This is a genomic window from Rhodococcus sp. WB1 (assembly GCF_001700945.1).
Taxonomy (GTDB): domain Bacteria; phylum Actinomycetota; class Actinomycetes; order Mycobacteriales; family Mycobacteriaceae; genus Rhodococcus; species Rhodococcus aetherivorans.
Window position 1 is genome coordinate 153,349 of the sequence record NZ_CP015529.1, and the last position, 16,098, is coordinate 169,446.

15 protein-coding genes are annotated in these 16,098 nt (G+C 68.2%); 12 read left to right on the forward strand and 3 right to left on the reverse strand.

Going from position 1 to position 16,098, the window contains the following annotated elements; translation table 11 throughout:
• Positions 1-55: 55 nt before the first annotated feature.
• The 3 genes from A4U64_RS00750 to A4U64_RS00760 all read right to left on the reverse strand — a co-directional run bounded on the left by A4U64_RS00750 (position 56) and on the right by A4U64_RS00760 (position 3,170).
• Positions 56-922, reverse strand: coding sequence for a 3-hydroxyacyl-CoA dehydrogenase (locus A4U64_RS00750; RefSeq protein ID WP_065921990.1), 867 nt, complete (start codon positions 920-922; stop codon positions 56-58).
• A complete protein-coding gene (locus A4U64_RS00755; protein WP_065921991.1) occupies positions 919-1,584 on the reverse strand; it encodes a TetR/AcrR family transcriptional regulator in 666 nt (221 codons plus the stop codon). Before A4U64_RS00755 ends, A4U64_RS00750 begins: the two co-directional genes overlap by 4 nt.
• Before the next feature lie 260 nt (positions 1,585-1,844).
• Entirely contained in the window at positions 1,845-3,170 is a 1,326-nt protein-coding gene (locus A4U64_RS00760) for a YhgE/Pip domain-containing protein (protein ID WP_065921992.1), read from the reverse strand.
• Between the two features lie 684 nt (positions 3,171-3,854).
• Here A4U64_RS00760 and A4U64_RS00765 point away from each other — a divergent pair.
• The 12 genes from A4U64_RS00765 to A4U64_RS00820 all read left to right on the forward strand — a co-directional run bounded on the left by A4U64_RS00765 (position 3,855) and on the right by A4U64_RS00820 (position 16,098).
• Positions 3,855-5,342, forward strand: a complete 1,488-nt coding sequence (locus A4U64_RS00765) for a class I adenylate-forming enzyme family protein (protein WP_065921993.1) — start codon at positions 3,855-3,857, stop codon at positions 5,340-5,342.
• A 60-nt stretch (positions 5,343-5,402) separates the two neighbouring features.
• Complete coding sequence (locus A4U64_RS00770) at positions 5,403-6,473, forward strand: NADP-dependent oxidoreductase (protein WP_065921994.1); 1,071 nt, start codon at positions 5,403-5,405, stop codon at positions 6,471-6,473.
• Positions 6,474-6,598: 125 nt separating this feature from the next.
• Entirely contained in the window at positions 6,599-7,363 is a 765-nt protein-coding gene (locus tag A4U64_RS00775; RefSeq protein ID WP_029546425.1) for an SDR family NAD(P)-dependent oxidoreductase, read from the forward strand.
• 94 nt (positions 7,364-7,457) lie between these two features.
• Positions 7,458-8,576, forward strand: coding sequence for an extracellular solute-binding protein (locus A4U64_RS00780; RefSeq protein ID WP_051446008.1), 1,119 nt, complete (start codon positions 7,458-7,460; stop codon positions 8,574-8,576).
• A gap of 84 nt (positions 8,577-8,660) precedes the next feature.
• The gene (locus A4U64_RS00785) at positions 8,661-9,488 is read left to right on the forward strand and encodes a mycofactocin-coupled SDR family oxidoreductase (RefSeq protein ID WP_006939872.1); all 828 of its coding nucleotides are present in this window, start codon (positions 8,661-8,663) and stop codon (positions 9,486-9,488) included.
• Positions 9,485-10,297, forward strand: a complete 813-nt coding sequence (locus tag A4U64_RS00790) for an SDR family NAD(P)-dependent oxidoreductase (protein WP_050036000.1) — start codon at positions 9,485-9,487, stop codon at positions 10,295-10,297. The genes A4U64_RS00785 and A4U64_RS00790 overlap by 4 nt, the downstream gene beginning before the upstream one ends.
• Before the next feature lie 100 nt (positions 10,298-10,397).
• Complete coding sequence (locus A4U64_RS00795; RefSeq protein WP_043798010.1) at positions 10,398-11,585, forward strand: thiolase C-terminal domain-containing protein; 1,188 nt, start codon at positions 10,398-10,400, stop codon at positions 11,583-11,585.
• Positions 11,582-12,070 (forward strand): Zn-ribbon domain-containing OB-fold protein, encoded by a 489-nt coding sequence (locus A4U64_RS00800; protein ID WP_029546421.1) that lies wholly within the window; start codon positions 11,582-11,584, stop codon positions 12,068-12,070. The genes A4U64_RS00795 and A4U64_RS00800 overlap by 4 nt, the downstream gene beginning before the upstream one ends.
• The gene (locus A4U64_RS00805; protein ID WP_065921995.1) at positions 12,067-12,504 is read left to right on the forward strand and encodes a Zn-ribbon domain-containing OB-fold protein; all 438 of its coding nucleotides are present in this window, start codon (positions 12,067-12,069) and stop codon (positions 12,502-12,504) included. The genes A4U64_RS00800 and A4U64_RS00805 overlap by 4 nt, the downstream gene beginning before the upstream one ends.
• A complete protein-coding gene (locus tag A4U64_RS00810) occupies positions 12,501-13,643 on the forward strand; it encodes a thiolase family protein (protein WP_043798003.1) in 1,143 nt (380 codons plus the stop codon). The genes A4U64_RS00805 and A4U64_RS00810 overlap by 4 nt, the downstream gene beginning before the upstream one ends.
• Before the next feature lie 44 nt (positions 13,644-13,687).
• Positions 13,688-14,977, forward strand: a complete 1,290-nt coding sequence (locus A4U64_RS00815) for an acyl-CoA dehydrogenase family protein (protein ID WP_029546418.1) — start codon at positions 13,688-13,690, stop codon at positions 14,975-14,977.
• The gene (locus A4U64_RS00820) at positions 14,977-16,098 is read left to right on the forward strand and encodes a phosphotransferase family protein (RefSeq protein ID WP_065923375.1); all 1,122 of its coding nucleotides are present in this window, start codon (positions 14,977-14,979) and stop codon (positions 16,096-16,098) included. Before A4U64_RS00815 ends, A4U64_RS00820 begins: the two co-directional genes overlap by 1 nt.

The window sequence follows — 16,098 nt, forward strand, 5'->3', positions numbered from 1 at the left end:
GGGCTTGCGGGGCTGCTGTAGGACGTGAGGCGTCGCCCCTTCGCGGTATCTGCCGCTACTTGTCGTTGGGGTAGCGGTAGAACCCTTCGCCGGTCGCCACACCGAGCTTGCCGGCGTCGATGTAGTTCTCCTTCAACCATGCGGCGATGGTCCGGTCCTTCTCGTCGCCGTGGGACAGGATGTTGTAAGGCGTGGTGAGTCCGATGACGTCGTAGATCTGGAAGGGACCCATGGGTGCGCCGGTGGCGATCCGCCACACCCTGTCGACGTCCTCGGGGTCGGCGTAGCCGCCCGCGGCGAGCTCACCGGCGGCGTTGAGGAACGGCACCAGCAGCGAGTTCAGGACGTAGCCGGCCTTCTCCTTGTGGATCGGGACCGGGACCATGCCGATGGCCGCGGCGAAGTCGACGACCTGGTCGAACACCGCGGGGTCGGTGTCGTCGGTGCCCATGATCTCGGCCGTGTTGAACTTCCACACCTGGTTGGCGAAGTGCAGCGCGAGGAACTTGTCGGGACGGCCGGTGAAGTCCTTCATGTCGCTCGGCAGGAGTGTGGAGGAGTTGGTGGCGAAGATCGTGTCCGCGGGTGCGACCTCGCCCAGCTTCGTGTAGGTGTCCCGCTTGATGTCGAGGACCTCGGGCACGGCCTCGACGACGAGGTCGGCGTCCCGGACGGCGTCTGCGAGGTCGGAGGACAGGCGGATGCCGGTCGCGGCCGCCTCCGCCTTCCCGTCGCCGGCACCGGGAACCTCACGCTGGTACGTCTCGGCGAGCTCGCCGAAGCGCTTCTGCGCGTTGGCGAGGGCATCGTCGCTGATGTCGTAGGCGGTGACGGCGAATCCGCTGTAGGCGGACTGGAACGCGATCTGCGCGCCGAGGACTCCGGTCCCGAGGACGGTCACCTTGCTGATCCGGCTGGTCATGCTTCCTTCTTTCGTTGTGGGGAGGACGCGCCCGGTTCCGGCCCGCTGCGGGCCGGGCGGTCGTCGTCGAGTGCCGCGAAGAAACCCGTGACGATCTGGTCGATCTGGGCGTGCAGGTCGGCCTCGGGGTCGTCGTCGGGATGCGCACCGGTGAATGCGCGCGCAAGTATCAGGTGCAGGATCGCGAAGATGCTCCGGCCGGCGTGCCGGGCCTGGTCCTCCGCTCGTCTCTCGTCCAGCCCGCGGTTCCGCGCGGCCTCGACGAGCCGACGCGCGATCGTCTCCTCGAAGCGGGCGACGAGATCGAGTCCCTCGGAACGGTATTTCTCGCTTGCGGAGCCGAACAGCAGCTCACGTTGGTAGTTCACCGTGTTCTCGACGTTGCTGTCGGCGGCCTCGAGAATAGGTCGGACGACGGCCTGCACCGCGTCCACCGGGTCGCGCCGCGATCGTGACTCGCGGTCGCCGGCGCTCAGGGCCGACCGGAACTGCTGGTTGTAGACCATCATCAGCAGTTCGCCCTTGGACGTCGCGTAGCGGAACAACGTTCCAGCCGCGACGTCCGCACGTTCGGAGATCTGCTGTGTCGTGACTCCCGCGAAGCCCTTCTCGGCGAACAACGATGCGGCGGCGGCGAAGATGCGGGACTGCTTGTCACGCATGTTCCGGTCTCGACGACCCGGAGTTCCCGATGAGGTAACCATCCCGCGCCTCCCAAAATGAGTGGACTCATTAATGAGCGTACTCCGATACCGTCCTGCAGGCACCCGATGTGCCCGCCCGGCGTCGCCGTCGAGGACCCGTTTCATCCCCCGTTTCACCCCGTCGCGGCTGGGCCGGGCGGAATCGGAACGCTACGTTCGAGACCTGGGACCCCGCTGCTCTGCCCTCGAGGAGCAGCGGGGTCCTGTCTTTCGCGTCGTTACGCTGCGGCGGACACAGGCTCCGCGTCGCTGCGGCGGTGGAATCCGCGCACGTCGTAGATCCGGGTCACCACCCCACCCAGCACGAGGCCGATGCCGAGTCCGAGGAGTGTCATCAGGGCGCCCCGGGTCAGACCCGCCGGCCCGCTGCCGTCGAAGTACAGGATGGCCCGGGTCGCGATGTACACCTGGTGCATCGGTTCGAACGTCGACAGCCACGAGTACAACGGCGGCATGGCCTCGAGTGGCACGGTGCCTCCCGACGACGGCAGGCCCAGGATGATGAAGATCAACAGGTTCACCAGCAGTCCGGCGGAACCGAATACGGCCATCACCGAGATCGAGGTGACACCCACGGCGGTGATCGCGAGGGCGCCGTACTCCCACAGCAGCAGGGCGCGGGTCACGGGCATGCCGAGCAGGGTGGCGATCCAGAGGTAGAGCGCGGAGACGATCAGTGCCAGGATCACCATGATCGCCCACTTCACGAGCAGGACCCGGAACCGCGACAGGTGCGCCGTCTTCCGGTCGACGTACCAGGGCCCGTACTCGGTGGGGACGAAGCCGAGGGCGCTGTCGACGAGCGAGTTGACGATGGTGGCGCCGGTGAAGCCCGCGAGGATGAGCAGCAGCGTGTAGTAGAACGCGGACAGGCCCAGTCCGGTGCCGTCGGGCAGGGGCTTGTGCTCGACGAAGCGGACGTCGATCGGATCCGCCAGCACCAAGCGGCTTCCGCCGGACAACTGCAGATCCGGGGCGCTGGTGGCGAGGGTATCGGTGACCGTGGTGGTGAGTTGCTCCCCGACGGTCGTGTTCACGGTGGTCAGGGCGCGGTCGGCGATCGACTCGACGATGCCCTTGCCGAAGGTGCCGGTGCGCGGGTTGGTGTAGACGGTGATGATCGGCTTCTCGATGTCGCCGGGGATCACGCTGCCCTGCGCAAGAATCGACGTGCGTTTGGTGAAGTCGCTCGGAATCACGATCGCCCCGTAGAGCCGGCCCGAATCGAGTCCCGAGGTCGCCGCGGAGATCCCGACCTGTTGCAGATCGATCTCTTCCGGATCGACCCCGTCGGCGATGGCGGCGGTGATCTCGGCGCCGAGGTTGCGCTGCTGATCCGAACCGGGGAGCACGTCGCCGACATCCTGGTTCACGATCGCGACCGGGAACTTGTGCAGATTGTCGGCCGGATTGATCATGCTGCCGATGTAGAGGGCCGCCAGGGCCGCCATCACGGCGGTCACCACGACGACCGGCGCCAGCCAGAAGCGGGGGCTGCGCAGTGTGCCGGCGTGGGGGTCGGCGCTGATCTCCGTCGAACTCATTCCGGGCCTTCCATGGAGCGTGGAGTCGGGTAGTGCGGGTGGCCGGTCGGAACGGGCCGGCCACTCAATTGTGCACGCCCGTGAGCAGATAAGCGTCCTACTCGGCCCACTCGTGGCAGGAGACACGTCCCCGCCTCTCGCGCGAGATGGCTCACTCATGGGCACGCTAGGGGCCGAGTGAGCGAATGTATCGTGCTGTCGGTCTGATCGAGTGAGCGATACATTCGCTGTTCATCCCGCAGGGCGCGCCGTCATCGGTAAGAACGCCACCGCCGACGAACGTCACCATCGGCCTGTATTTCCCGATCGGGTGCCTGCTCGTGGCAGGAGTGATGCTGGCGCTGGTGAAGCTGCCGCGGGTTGCGGCGCCGGTGGACACCACGAAACTGGTCAGCCGCACAAGCGTCTGAGCCCGAGGCTTGACGCAGCCCTTCGACCTCATGGTCGGAGGGCTGCGCGGCGTCAGGAGTGCCTCTTGCCGCCTCGACAGGTCGTCTTCCTGGGGTTATGCCGCACCGGGACGCAGAACTACTATTACCTTCACAAATATTGCCATAGTTGCTATGGTTCACATCGGGAGGGAGAAGTGACGTGAAGCACTTCCCTGTTCCTTCGAGGAGGGCGTCGGCCGGAAGCACGGATGAGGTCGTCGCATCGTGAGCGTGTTCTCAGACAGGTGGTGAAATGGGCATCGCAATGGTCCTGGATATGGCGTCGTCGGCCACACCCGATCGGCTCGCAATGGGACGCCGGGCCGATGGGGCTACCTACGGGCAGCTCGACGAGATCGCGTCGAGGGGAGCTACGGTCCTGGAGGAACTCGGGGCCCGCCATGTCGTCTTCGTGGGCGTGAACGGCCCCGTTCTGCCGGTCCTGATGTTCGCCTCGGCACGCGCCGGCATCCCGCTCGCGCCGCTGAACTACCGACTCGGCGCCGACCAGCTACGCGAACTGATCGAGCGGCTCGACCAGCCGATCGTCGTCGCCGACGACGTGTACGTCGACAAGCTCTCCGGGCTCTCGCACCGGATCGTCACGCCCTCGCAGTTCCTCAAGCTCGCACGCACGACGGAGCGGGCGACGGAGGATCGCTCGGCCGATGACGACACGGCGATCGTGCTGTTCACGTCGGGAACGACCTCGGCACCCAAAGGGGTGTTGCTCCGTCACCGACATCTGCTGTCGTATCTGCTCAATACCGTCGAATTCGGTTCTGCGGGAGAAGAACAGGCGACGCTCGTCAGCACCCCGCCCTATCACATCGCGGGTCTGGGGGCGGTGCTCAGCAACATCTACGCCGGCCGTCGGATGGTGCATTTGCCCGACTTCTCGCCCCAGGCGTGGCTCGATCTCGTCCGAGAGGAGGAGGTATCGAGCGCGATGGTCGTGCCGACGATGCTCGCGCGCATCGTGGAACATCTCGACGGCGCACCCGCCGACACACCGTCCCTCGCGTCTCTCGCGTACGGCGGAGCCCGCATGCCACAGCCGGTGCTCGAAAAGGCCCTGACGGCCTTCCCCGACACCGGCTTCGTGAATGCCTACGGTCTCACCGAGACCAGTTCGACGATTGCCGTGCTCGGTCCCGAGGACCATCGGGCAGCGTTCGCCGACCCTGCCCTCCGCGGCCGGCTTGCTTCTGCGGGACGCATCGTTCCCGGGATGCAGGCCCAGGTCCGGGACGAGGACGACGTGACCGTCCTCGCCGAGGGGGAGACGGGGCTGCTCTGGGTTCGCGGCGCACAGGTCAGTGGCGAGTACATGGGCAAGGGTTCGGTGCTCGACGCGCACGGCTGGTTCCCCACCCGCGACCGCGCCCGGATCGAGGACGGCTTCCTCTACATCGGCGGCCGCGCCGACGACACCATCATTCGGGGCGGTGAGAACATCGCACCGGCCGAGATCGAGGACGTCCTTGTGCATCACGGCCAGGTCCGTGAGGCGGCCGTGATCGGTGTGCCGGACGACGAGTGGGGCGAGCGGATCTGCGCGGTGATCGTGCCGAACAGCGAGGTTCACGACGATGCACAGTCGTTCCGGGCCTGGTGCCGTGAGCGGCTGCGCGGCTCCCGCACACCGGACGACGTCGTGTTCGTCGACGAGCTGCCGCGGACGCCGACCGGCAAGCTCGTGCGGCGCGACCTCGTCGACCGGATCTGCGCCGTCGCCTGACCGCCACTTCCGGGTACCGCCCCGGGCGCTCATCAGCTCTTTCGCAGTTCCCGATCCGACATGGAGGACGAGACCGACGTGAACCTCACCGGCACAGCAGATCCGACTCAGCAGGCGTGGGTGCTGCGCGCCCGGCCGAGCGGCCGGCCACGCGGTACCGACGTCGAACTCGTGGCGACGACGATCGGCGCTCCCGGGGCCGGCGAGGTCCGCGTCGCGAACCTGGTGATGTCGGTCGAGCCGTACATGCGGGGGCGCATGGGCGGCGAGGCCACCTACGCGGAGCCCTACGAGATCGGCGAGCCGATGCTCGCCCCGACCGTCGGGCGCGTCACCGAGTCCTCCGAGAGCGCCGTCCCCGTCGGTGCTCTCGTCCTGCACGACCACGGTTGGCGGGAGCATTCGCTGGTCCCGGCATCCGAGTGCCGTGTCCTGCGGCACGACGACCTCCCGCCCGCCATGCATTTGGGACTGTTGGGGATTCCCGGCATGACGGCATGGGTCGGCGTCGAGCGGATCGCTCGCGTCGTGGCCGGCGATGTCGTGTTCGTGTCGTCGGCCGCCGGAGCGGTCGGCTCGACGGTTGTCCAGCTCGCGAAACTGCGCGGTGCCACGGTGATCGCGAGTGCCGGGTCGCCCGAGAAGGTTGCGCTCACGAGGAGCCTGGGAGCCGACGCCGCGTTCGACTACCACGACGGCCCGATCAAGGATCTTCTGCGCCGTGCAATGACCGAACTCGGTGTCACGGGCGTGGACGTGTACTTCGACAACGTCGGCGGAGAACATCTCGAGGCCGCAATCCGGGTGATCAACGATCACGCCCGCATCGCGCTGTGCGGAATGATCAGCATCTACAACGCGGCCGCGCCGCAACCCGGCCCTAGCAATCTCCTCAAGCTGATCTGGCGGCGCGCGCGCATGGAGGGTTTCCTGCTCGGCGACCACCTCGATGCCCGCGACGAATTCGAGTCGGAAATGGCCGGTCTCGTCCGCTCGGATCGGATTCGCTCGGTGCACACCGAGTTCACCGGTGGCGTCGCGGGCGCGTGGGACGCATTCCTCGGCATGCTCGACGGTACCGCCACCGGGAAGGCCGTGGTCCCGCTTGCCGCGGACACCGCCGGCGGCTGACCGAACCGAACCCGAAAGCACACCTCGATCGGCACCGCTGCTGCGGTACCGGCCTCGAACCTACCGAAAATCCGGCACAGCACCCGAAGTACACGGTGCGGCCCCATACCCGAAGGAGTCACACGATGACCGACCAGGCGCTGCCGTTGGAAGGAAAGGTCGCCCTCGTCACGGGCGGGAGCCGCGGCCTCGGCCGGGAGATGACCCTCGCGTTCGCCCGTGCCGGTGCTGACACCGTGATTGTCAGCCGCAAGGTCGAAAGCTGCGAGAAACTGGCCGCGGAGGTCGCCGAGACCACCGGTCGCCGGGCCCTTCCGCTGGCCTTCCATGTCGGTGACTGGGACGCTCACCAACCGCTCGTCGAACGTGTCTACGAGGAATTCGGCCGCATCGACGTCCTCGTCAACAACGCGGGTATGGCCCCGCTGTACCCGAGCCTTGACCAGGTGTCGGAAGCCTTGTTCGACAAGGTCATCGACGTCAACCTCAAAGGCACCTTCCGCCTCACCGCACTGATCGCGCCGCGGATGGCCGCCGGTGCAGGCGGTTCGATCATCAACATCAGCTCGATCGCGGCCGAACGCCCGACGCCGAACGACCTGCCGTACGCCGCGGCAAAGGCGGGACTGAACGCCCTCACCAAGGGCTTCGCGCAGGCGTACGGGCCAACGGTGCGCGTCAACACGGTCATGGCCGGTGCGTTTCTCACCGACATCAGCAAGGCATGGGACATGGACTACGCCAACGAGATCTTCGAGGCCCTGCCGCTGCAGCGAGCAGGGAATCCGGACGAGATCGTCGGTGCCGCCTTGTACCTGGCCGGCCCTGGGTCCACCTACACCACCGGCGCGATCATCCCGGTCGACGGTGGTCGGACGTCGACCGCCTGATCGGGCGAACCCGTGATCGCGAACCCGTGATCGCCGGAACGCGGTGATCCCCTTTACGTCGGCCGTGCCGACCGTTCGACAGGAGTCGTCCCACATGCGTATTCCCTCCCGGCGCTCGCACGCTGACCGCACCGTCCGTCGCCGGTTCTCTCTCACCCGACCCACCGCCGTGATCGCCGTCGCCGTCGTGTCCACGCTGCTCGCCGCGTGCGGCGGGGGCGGTGACGATCGCATCACCTCCGAGGCCGTCGGAGCGACCGGACCCGCCGGGGACGAGTCGTGGCAGAAGATCGTCGGGGCCGCCGAGGCGGAAGGTGAGGTAACTATCTACTCCTCGAACGCGGCCGATGCCCTCGCCGAACTCGGCCGCCGCTTCGAGGCGGACTACGGGATCCGCGTGAACGTCGTCCGCGACGTCGATGCGAACATCCACCAGAAGGTCGGCGCGGAGGCGGACACCGGCAACCAGGTCGCCGACATCGTCACCCAGGCCACTTCACCCTGGGTCGTCGAGCTCGCGGCCGCCGGTGGGATCGCCGAGCCGATCGGTCCGGCCTTCACCGACCCGTCCTCCGAATACGACACCGACACGTTGCTGCGCGGGTCCGGCGACTTCGTCACCGGCGCCTCCGTGCTGACCTTCGGCTGGAACACCGACCGGTACCCCGCGGGACTGGAAAGCTATGAGGACCTGCTCGACCCGGCGCTTGCCGACGGCAAGATCGGTATCGTGCTGCCGACGTCGACCGCGCACGTCGACTTCTACGGCAGCTACCTCGAGCAGGTCGGTGGTGAGGGCTTCGTCGAAAGGCTCGCCGCGCAGAAGCCGCGGATCTACCCGGGCGCGCTGCCGGTCGCGCAGGCCCTCGCCTCCGGTGAGATCGCCGCGACGGTGTTCGCCCAGGACCAGACGGTGGAGAAAAAGAACGGCGCACCGGTCGACAGCGGGTTCGACAAGCTCGTGTGGGGGGCCCCGATGTACACGTCGATTCTGGCGAAAGCTCCGCACCCCAACGCTGCTCAGCTCCTGGCCAACTACATGGTTACCCCGGCCGGGCAGGAGGCGCTCTCGTTCCGCAACGCGGCCGTGCTGCCGAACGTCTCGTCGGCCGTGACGACGATCGACACGGTGGCGCCGCAGGACCTGAGCGCGATGACGCCCGAGGCGCTGGAGGCCCTGAAGGTCCGGTTCGGCCAGCTGTTCAACCAGTGATCCCTGCCGGCAGTGACTTCCGTTCACCGAGCGCTCTCGAGCGGGTCTCGACAACCAGTGGTATTCCGAGAAGGAGACGGATCGATGGGAAGAGTTGAAGGCAAGGTTGCGCTCGTCACGGGCGCAGCCCGCGGACAGGGCCGGTCGCATGCGCTGCGGCTCGCTCAGGAGGGCGCGGATGTCGTCGTCCTCGACGCATGCACCGAGATCGACTCGGTGCCTTACCCACTCCCGACCGAGGTGGAACTGAAGGAGACCGAGGCGCTGGTCGCCGCGACCGGGCGGCGCGTACTGGCACGCACCGCCGATGTGCGCAGCCAGGAGCAGCTCGACGCGGTCGTCGACGAGGCCCTCGCGGAGTTCGGCCACATCGATATCGTCGCCGCCAACGCCGGCATCGTCGGCTTCCGTCCTACGTGGGAGCTCAGCGACACCGAGTGGCAGGACATGCTCGACGTCAACCTCACCGGCGCCTTCCATACCGTCAAGGCGGTCGTGCCGGCGATGATCGAGGCCGGCCGGGGTGGTTCGATCGTCATCACGAGCTCGATCCAGGCCATGCTCGGCTCCGCCAACATCGCCCACTACAACGCTTCCAAGAGCGGCGTCATGGGCCTGATGCGCACGCTCGCCGCGGAACTCGGCCCGCACGGCATCCGGGTGAACACCGTCAACCCGAGCGCCGTCGAAACCCCGATGCTGCTGAACGAGGCCACCTTCCGCATCTTCGGCCCGGATCTGGAGAACCCGGGGCCGGACGACCTGTGGGAACGCTCCAAGAACCGCAATCCGATGGGCGTCGGGTGGGTTTCGGCGGCCCACCTGAGCAACGCGGTGCTGTTCCTGGCTTCCGACGAGGCCCAGTACATCACCGGGGTCGCGCTCCCCGTCGACATGGGGGTGCGGCTGTGACGATCACCGAGACCAGCGGAACGACGTCCGCGGACCTGACGCAGCGGCTCGCCGGGCGGCGGGTGTTCCTCACCGGTGGCGGCAGCGGAATCGGCGCGGCCGTCGCACACCGCCTCGCCGCCGAGGGCGCGGCCGTCGCGGTCACCGACGCCCGTGAGGACGCGGCCGTGGAGGTCGCCGATGCGGTGCGCGCGGCCGGCGGCACCGTGATCGGGTCGGTGTGCGACGTCGGCGACGAGGCTTCCGTCGCCGCGGCCGTGGAAGCGGCCGTCGCCGAGTTCGGTGGATTGGACGGGGTGGTCACGTGCGCGGGCATTTCCGGGACCGCGATGCTGCACGAGATGGACCTGGGCCACTGGGAGCGCATCCTGCGGGTGAACCTCACCGGCACATTTCTGCCGCTGCGCGCGACGATTCCGCACCTGCTCGACGCGGACGGGGGGTCGATCGTCACCGTCGGATCGGTCGCGTCGCTGGTGTCCACGAATCTGAACACCCCCGGCTACGACGCGTCGAAGGGGGGCGTCCTGCAGTTGACCCGCTCGGTTGCCATGGGATACGCCGCCCGGGGGATCCGGGCCAACTGCCTGTGCCCGGGTCTGGTGAGCACCGGACTGCGCGCGAATTCCGCCGCGCTGCAGGGCCCGGAGCCGGAGGCCACGCGCAGCCGGGTGGTCGAGAACACGGCGCTGGCGCGGTCCGCGGACCCCGGCGAGATGGCGTCGGTGGTCGCGTTCCTGCTCTCCGACGACGCCTCGTTCATGACCGGAGCCGCGATTGCCGCGGACGGCGGCTTGACCGCGAACTGACGAGACCGGTGGAATCCGGCCTCGACCTCGAGCATTCCGAAAACGACAGAACCCATCCGCCCGCCGCTTCCCGGCGAGCGCTACGCAGAGGTGACCGCCTATGTCCACCGACCCCACCTGGCGCAGGGATGCCTGCGCGATCGCCGGCATCGGCACGACGGAGTACTCCCGCGACTCCGGCGTGTCGGTTACGGCTCTGGCCGTCGAGGCCGCAGCGAACGCCCTCGCCGATGCCGGACTGACCCCGGCCGATGTCGACGGCATCGTCCGCAACGACATGGACCTGGTCTCCTGCGCGGCCCTGGCCGACGGACTGGGCGTTCCGAACCTGACCTACTGGGGCGAGGCCGGCCCGGGCGGCTCCGGCCCGGCCGCGATGGTCGCGCAGGCCGTCGCCGCGATCATGAGCGGGCAGGCCACTACCGTCGTGGTGTTCCGCTCCCTCAACGGCCGCTCCGGCCGTCGCTTCGGTCTGTCCCCGGTCGCCACCCCCGAGGTCGGCGGTAATGAGACGTTCGAGGAGTTCTTCGGCCCCTACGGCCTGCTGTCGTCGGGTCAGTACTTCGCCCTGGTCGCGCAGCGTTATATGTCCGAAACGGGCTTGACCTCCGAGCAGCTCGCGCAGATCGCCCTGGTAACCCGCCGCCGCGCCAACTCCAATCCGGCCGCACAGATGTACGAGCGCACCATGACGCTCGACGACTACTTCGACTCGCGCATGCTGTCGTCGCCGCTGCGTCTGTACGACTACTGCCTCGAGACCGACGGTGCCGCCGCGGTCGTCGTCACCACCACCGAACGGGCCGAGGACCTGAGGCAGACACCGGCCCTGATCCGGTCGGTCGCGATGTCCACCTGTCCGCACCCGCAGCCGGGCCTCATGTACCCGACGCTCATGCGTGAGGACATCACCGCCCTGCCGTCGAGGGTGTGCCAGGAGACGCTGTACTCGCGGGCCGGTCTCGGCCCGGCCGACGTCGACGTCGCACAGATCTACGACTGCTATTCGATCACTGCGCTGATTCAGCTCGAGGACTACGGATTCTGCAAGCGCGGGGACACCGGCGATTTCCTTGCCGACGGGCAGATCGACCTCGGCGGGTCGATCCCGATCAATACGAGTGGAGGACACATGTCCGAGGGATACATCCACGGAATGAACCACGTCGTGGAGGGAGTGCGGCAGATCCGCGGCACCTCCACCAGCCAGGTCGAGGGAGCCCGGGTCTCCCTCGTCACCTCCGCGCCGCCGCCGGCGGCCAGCGCGCTGATCCTGGTGTCGGCATGAGCGCCCGCGGCACCGCCGTACCGGCGGACACCACGCGGGACCGGCTGCGCCCCCTCGTCACCGAGCGCGGCAGCAAGGGCTTCTTCGACGCCGCCGCGGACGGAGAGCTCGCGATCCTCACCTGTGAGGACTGCGGCCGCCGCATACACCTGCCCCGGCCGCGTTGTGTGTACTGCGCGAGCACGTCGGTGCGCTGGAAGCCGGTCGCCCGCACAGGCACCGTCTATGCCCACACGATCGTCGAGCATCAGGTCCATCCGCTGTTTCCGGTGCCGTACACGGTGATCGTCGTCGACGTCGACGGTGAGGCGGACGGGGTTCGGCTGATCGGCAACCTGCCCGGCCGCATCGACGTCGCGGCCGGTACCCCCGTGCGTAGTGCGTTCGAGGACCTCGGCACCGACGCGGCGGGCAACCCTGTGGTGCTGCCGGTGTGGGAGATCGACACCGAACGCACGGCCGCTACGGATGGAGCCGGCCGATGAGCGCCTCCACCGCAACGTGGCGCCCCATCGACCCGGAGTTGTTCGTCGGCGGCGACCCCGGGGCCGCGCTGCGGGGCGCCCGCTGCCCGTCCTGCGGCACGGTCACCTTCCCGTACCAGAGCGGTTGCCCGCGGTGCGGCCGGAATGCGATGACGGATCTCGAACTGCCGCGCGAGGGCACTCTGTGGTCCTACACCGTGCAGTCCTTCCCGCCGAAAAACCCGTTCGTGTGCGTCGAGCCGTTCGAACCGTTCGGCGTGGGCTATGTCGACCTCGGTGACGTGATCGTCGAGGCGCGGCTGACCATCGCCGATGCGGGTGCGTTGCGGATCGACATGCCGATGCGGCTGACCACGATCGTCAACCACGTGGACGAGGACGGCACCGAGATCGTCACATTCGCGTTCGCCCCGAGCAGTGAGGAGCAGCGATGAAGGTCGCGATCGTGGGTGTCGGCATCCACAAGTTCGGCCGCACGGAGGGCGTGAGCGGACTCGAGCAGGGCGCGTATGCGGCACGGCAGGCACTCGCCGACGCCGGAGTCGAGTTCAAGGACATCCAGTTCGCGTACGGTGGCAGCGATTCGGCCGGCAACGCCGACACGCTCGTCTCTGCCCTGGGCCTGACCGGGCTGCCGTTCGTCAACGTCAAGAACGGCTGCGCGACCGGTGGCAGTGCCCTGACCTCCGCGGTCAGCCGGATCCGTTCCGGCGAGTCCGATCTGGGCCTGGTCGTCGGGTTCGACAAACATCCGCGTGGCGCGTTCAATGCCCGCCCCGAGGACAACGGTATCGGCCGCTGGTACGGCGAGAGCGGCATGATGGTCACCACCCAGTTCTTCGCGATGAAGATCCAGCGCTACCTCGTCGAACACAACCTGCCCAGGTCGCTGCTCGCGACAGTCGCCGCCAAGGCGTTTCGCAACGGCGCACTCGCCCCACACGCGTGGCGCCGCACGCCGATGACGGAGGAGCAGATCGCCGGCTCCACGATGGTCAACGACCCGCTCACGCAGTACATGTTCTGCTCACCCGCCGAGGGCGGGGTGGCTCTCGTCCTCGCCCGCGCGGACCGGGCTCACGAATACGCCGATGCCCCGGTGTTTCTCGAGTCCGCGGAACTGCGCTCCAGGGAGTTCGGCTCGTTCGAGGTGTTCAGTCCGTGGACGTCGCCCGCACGGGCCGACGGCCCGACCGTCACGGCCTCCCGCGCGGCGTTCGAGGCCGCCGGCATCGAACCCGGCGATGTCGACGTCGCACAGATCCAGGACACCGAGGCCGGAGCCGAGATCATGCACCTCGCCGAGACGGGGTTGTGCAAGCACGGCGAGCAGGAGTCCCTCATCCGGTCCGGTGCCACCGAAATCGGCGGTTCGATCCCGGTCAACACCGACGGCGGCTGCTTGGCCAACGGCGAGCCGATCGGCGCGACCGGCCTGCGCCAGGTCTACGAGAACGTCGTACAGCTCCGCGGCGTGGCAGGGGACCGGCAGGTCCCCGGGGAGCCGAAGGTCGGCTTCACCCACGTCTACGGCGCGCCGGGCATCAGCGCCTGCACCGTCCTCACGCGCTGACCGGCGCATCCCGACTTTCACCTTCCGAGTAGGAGACCACCGATATGGCATGGGATTTCGAGACCGATCCGCAGTTCCAGGAGAAGCTGGACTGGGTGCAGCGGTTCGTGGACGCGGAGGTCGCCCCGGTCGACCGCGTCGTCGAGCACGCATGGGACGTCACCGACCCCACCCGGAACAAGCTCATCCGGCCCCTGCAGGACGTCGTGCGCGGGCAGGGCCTGTGGGCGTGCCACCTGGGCCCGAAGCTCGGCGGCCCGGGCTACGGCCAGCTCAAACTCGCACTGCTCAACGAGATCCTCGGCGCCACCCACAGTGGCCCCGTGGTCTTCGGCTGCCAGGCCCCGGACTCCGGCAACGCCGAGATCCTCGCGCACTACGGCACACCCGAACTCAAGGAGCGGTACCTTGGCCCGCTCATCGACGGCGACATCATGTCGTGCTATTCGATGACCGAACCGCGGGGCGGCTCGGATCCGACCAGCTTCGTCACGCGTGCCGTCCGGGACGGCGACCACTACGTCATCAACGGTGAGAAGTGGTTCTCCTCGCACGCACGGTTCTCGTCGTTCCTGATCGTGATGGCCGTGACCGATCCCGATGCCCCGCGGACGAAGCGCGCGTCGATGTTCGTCGTCCCCATGGACACCCCGGGCATCGAGATCATCCGCAACGTCGGGGTGTGGGGACACAACGAGTCGGAGGGCACGCACGCCTACATCCGCTACACGGATGTGCGGGTGCCCACCGACCACCTGCTCGGCGAGGAGGGTGAGGGCTTCGCCGTCGCGCAGACCCGCCTGGGCGGCGGGCGCATCCATCACGCGATGCGCACCGTCGGGTTGGTCCGCGCCTCGCTCGACATGATGCTCGAGCGCGCGGTGTCTCGTGAGACGCGCGGCCGGAGCCTCGCCGACATGCAGCTGGTGCAGGACATGATCGCCGAGTCGTGGGCCGAGCTCGAGCAGTTCCGCCTGCTCGTCCTGCAGACAGCCTGGAAGATCGACAAGCTCGACGACTACAAGAAGGTCATCGCAGATATCTCCGCCGTGAAGATGGTGATGCCGAAGGTGCTCAACAACGTCGTGTCCCGGGCGATCCAGCTGCACGGTTCCCTCGGCATCTCGAAGGAGATGCCGTTCGGCAAGTGGCTGCTCGAGAGCTACCACATGGGCCTGGCCGACGGCGCCACCGAGCTGCACAAGCAGCAGATCGCCAAGCAGCTGCTGAAGAACGCCACGCCGGCGTCGGGCCTGTTCCCGACGACGCACCTGCCGGCGCTCGACGCGGCCGCCGAACTCAAGTTCGGCCTGCCCGCGGTGGGAGCCCAGTGATGACGGGCTCGGTCGTGTCCGGCGAGCAGCCGTCGGCCTCGAACGTCGGGGAGCCGCGCACGGAGGTTGCGCCGGTCCGGACGGGGGAGGACCTCGACTGGGCCGCGCTCGAGGCATACCTGCGGATGCACCTCGACGACGTCGACGGGGAGTTCTCCGTCCTGCAGTTCCCGCGCGGCTCGGCGAATCTCACCTACCGCGTGGGCTTCGGCGACCGTCTCCTCGTCGTGCGCCGCCCGCCCTTCGGTCAGCTCGCTCGGGGCGCTCACGACATGACGCGCGAATATCGGGTGCTGTCCCGGCTGCACCGCGAGTACGATCGCGCCCCCCGGGCACTGTTGCACTGTGCGGACGAGAGTGTCGTCGGCGCCGAGTTCTTCGTCTCCGAGTACCGTGACGGTGTCGTGGTGTGGGATTCGGTGCCCGAGTCGATGTCCGGCGTCGACGATGCCGGACGGCGGATCGGCTTCGCGGTGATCGACGCGCTCGCGGATCTGCATGCGGTCGACCCCGCCGCATGCGACCTGGCCGGCCTCGGCCGGCCCGAGGGCTACCTGGAGCGGCAGGTGCAGGGCTGGTTGGCACGATGGGACGCCGTCGCCGAGTACGCCCCGGCCGAGACCGCGGCGCTCGTGGCCGAGGTGACCCGGCGGATCCGTGCGGCGATCCCGGCGAGCCAGCGGGCCGGGATCGTCCACAACGACTACAAGGTCGACAACTGCCAGTTCCCGCACGGCGACCCGGACCGGGTCAAGTCGGTGTTCGACTGGGACATGGCCACGACCGGGGACGTGCTGGTCGACCTGGGCACGCTGCTCAACTACTGGCCGGACCGGACCGTGGATCCGGCCTCGGACGCGGCGTTCATCGTCGTGCCCGGTATGCACGGCCTCGACCTGCCGTCGCGGGCGGAGGTGGTCGCGCGGTACGCGGCCGGTAGCGATCTGGACCTGTCGAACATCGACTGGTACGAGGCGTTCGGATGCTGGAAGACCGTGGTCATTCTGCAGCAGCTCTACGCACGGTTCGTGCGCGGCGAGACCACCGACGCGCGGATGGGTCAACGCGGCGAATTCGTCGCGCCCCTGGCCCGTCGCGCGCTCGGCCTGCTCCCCGCCTGA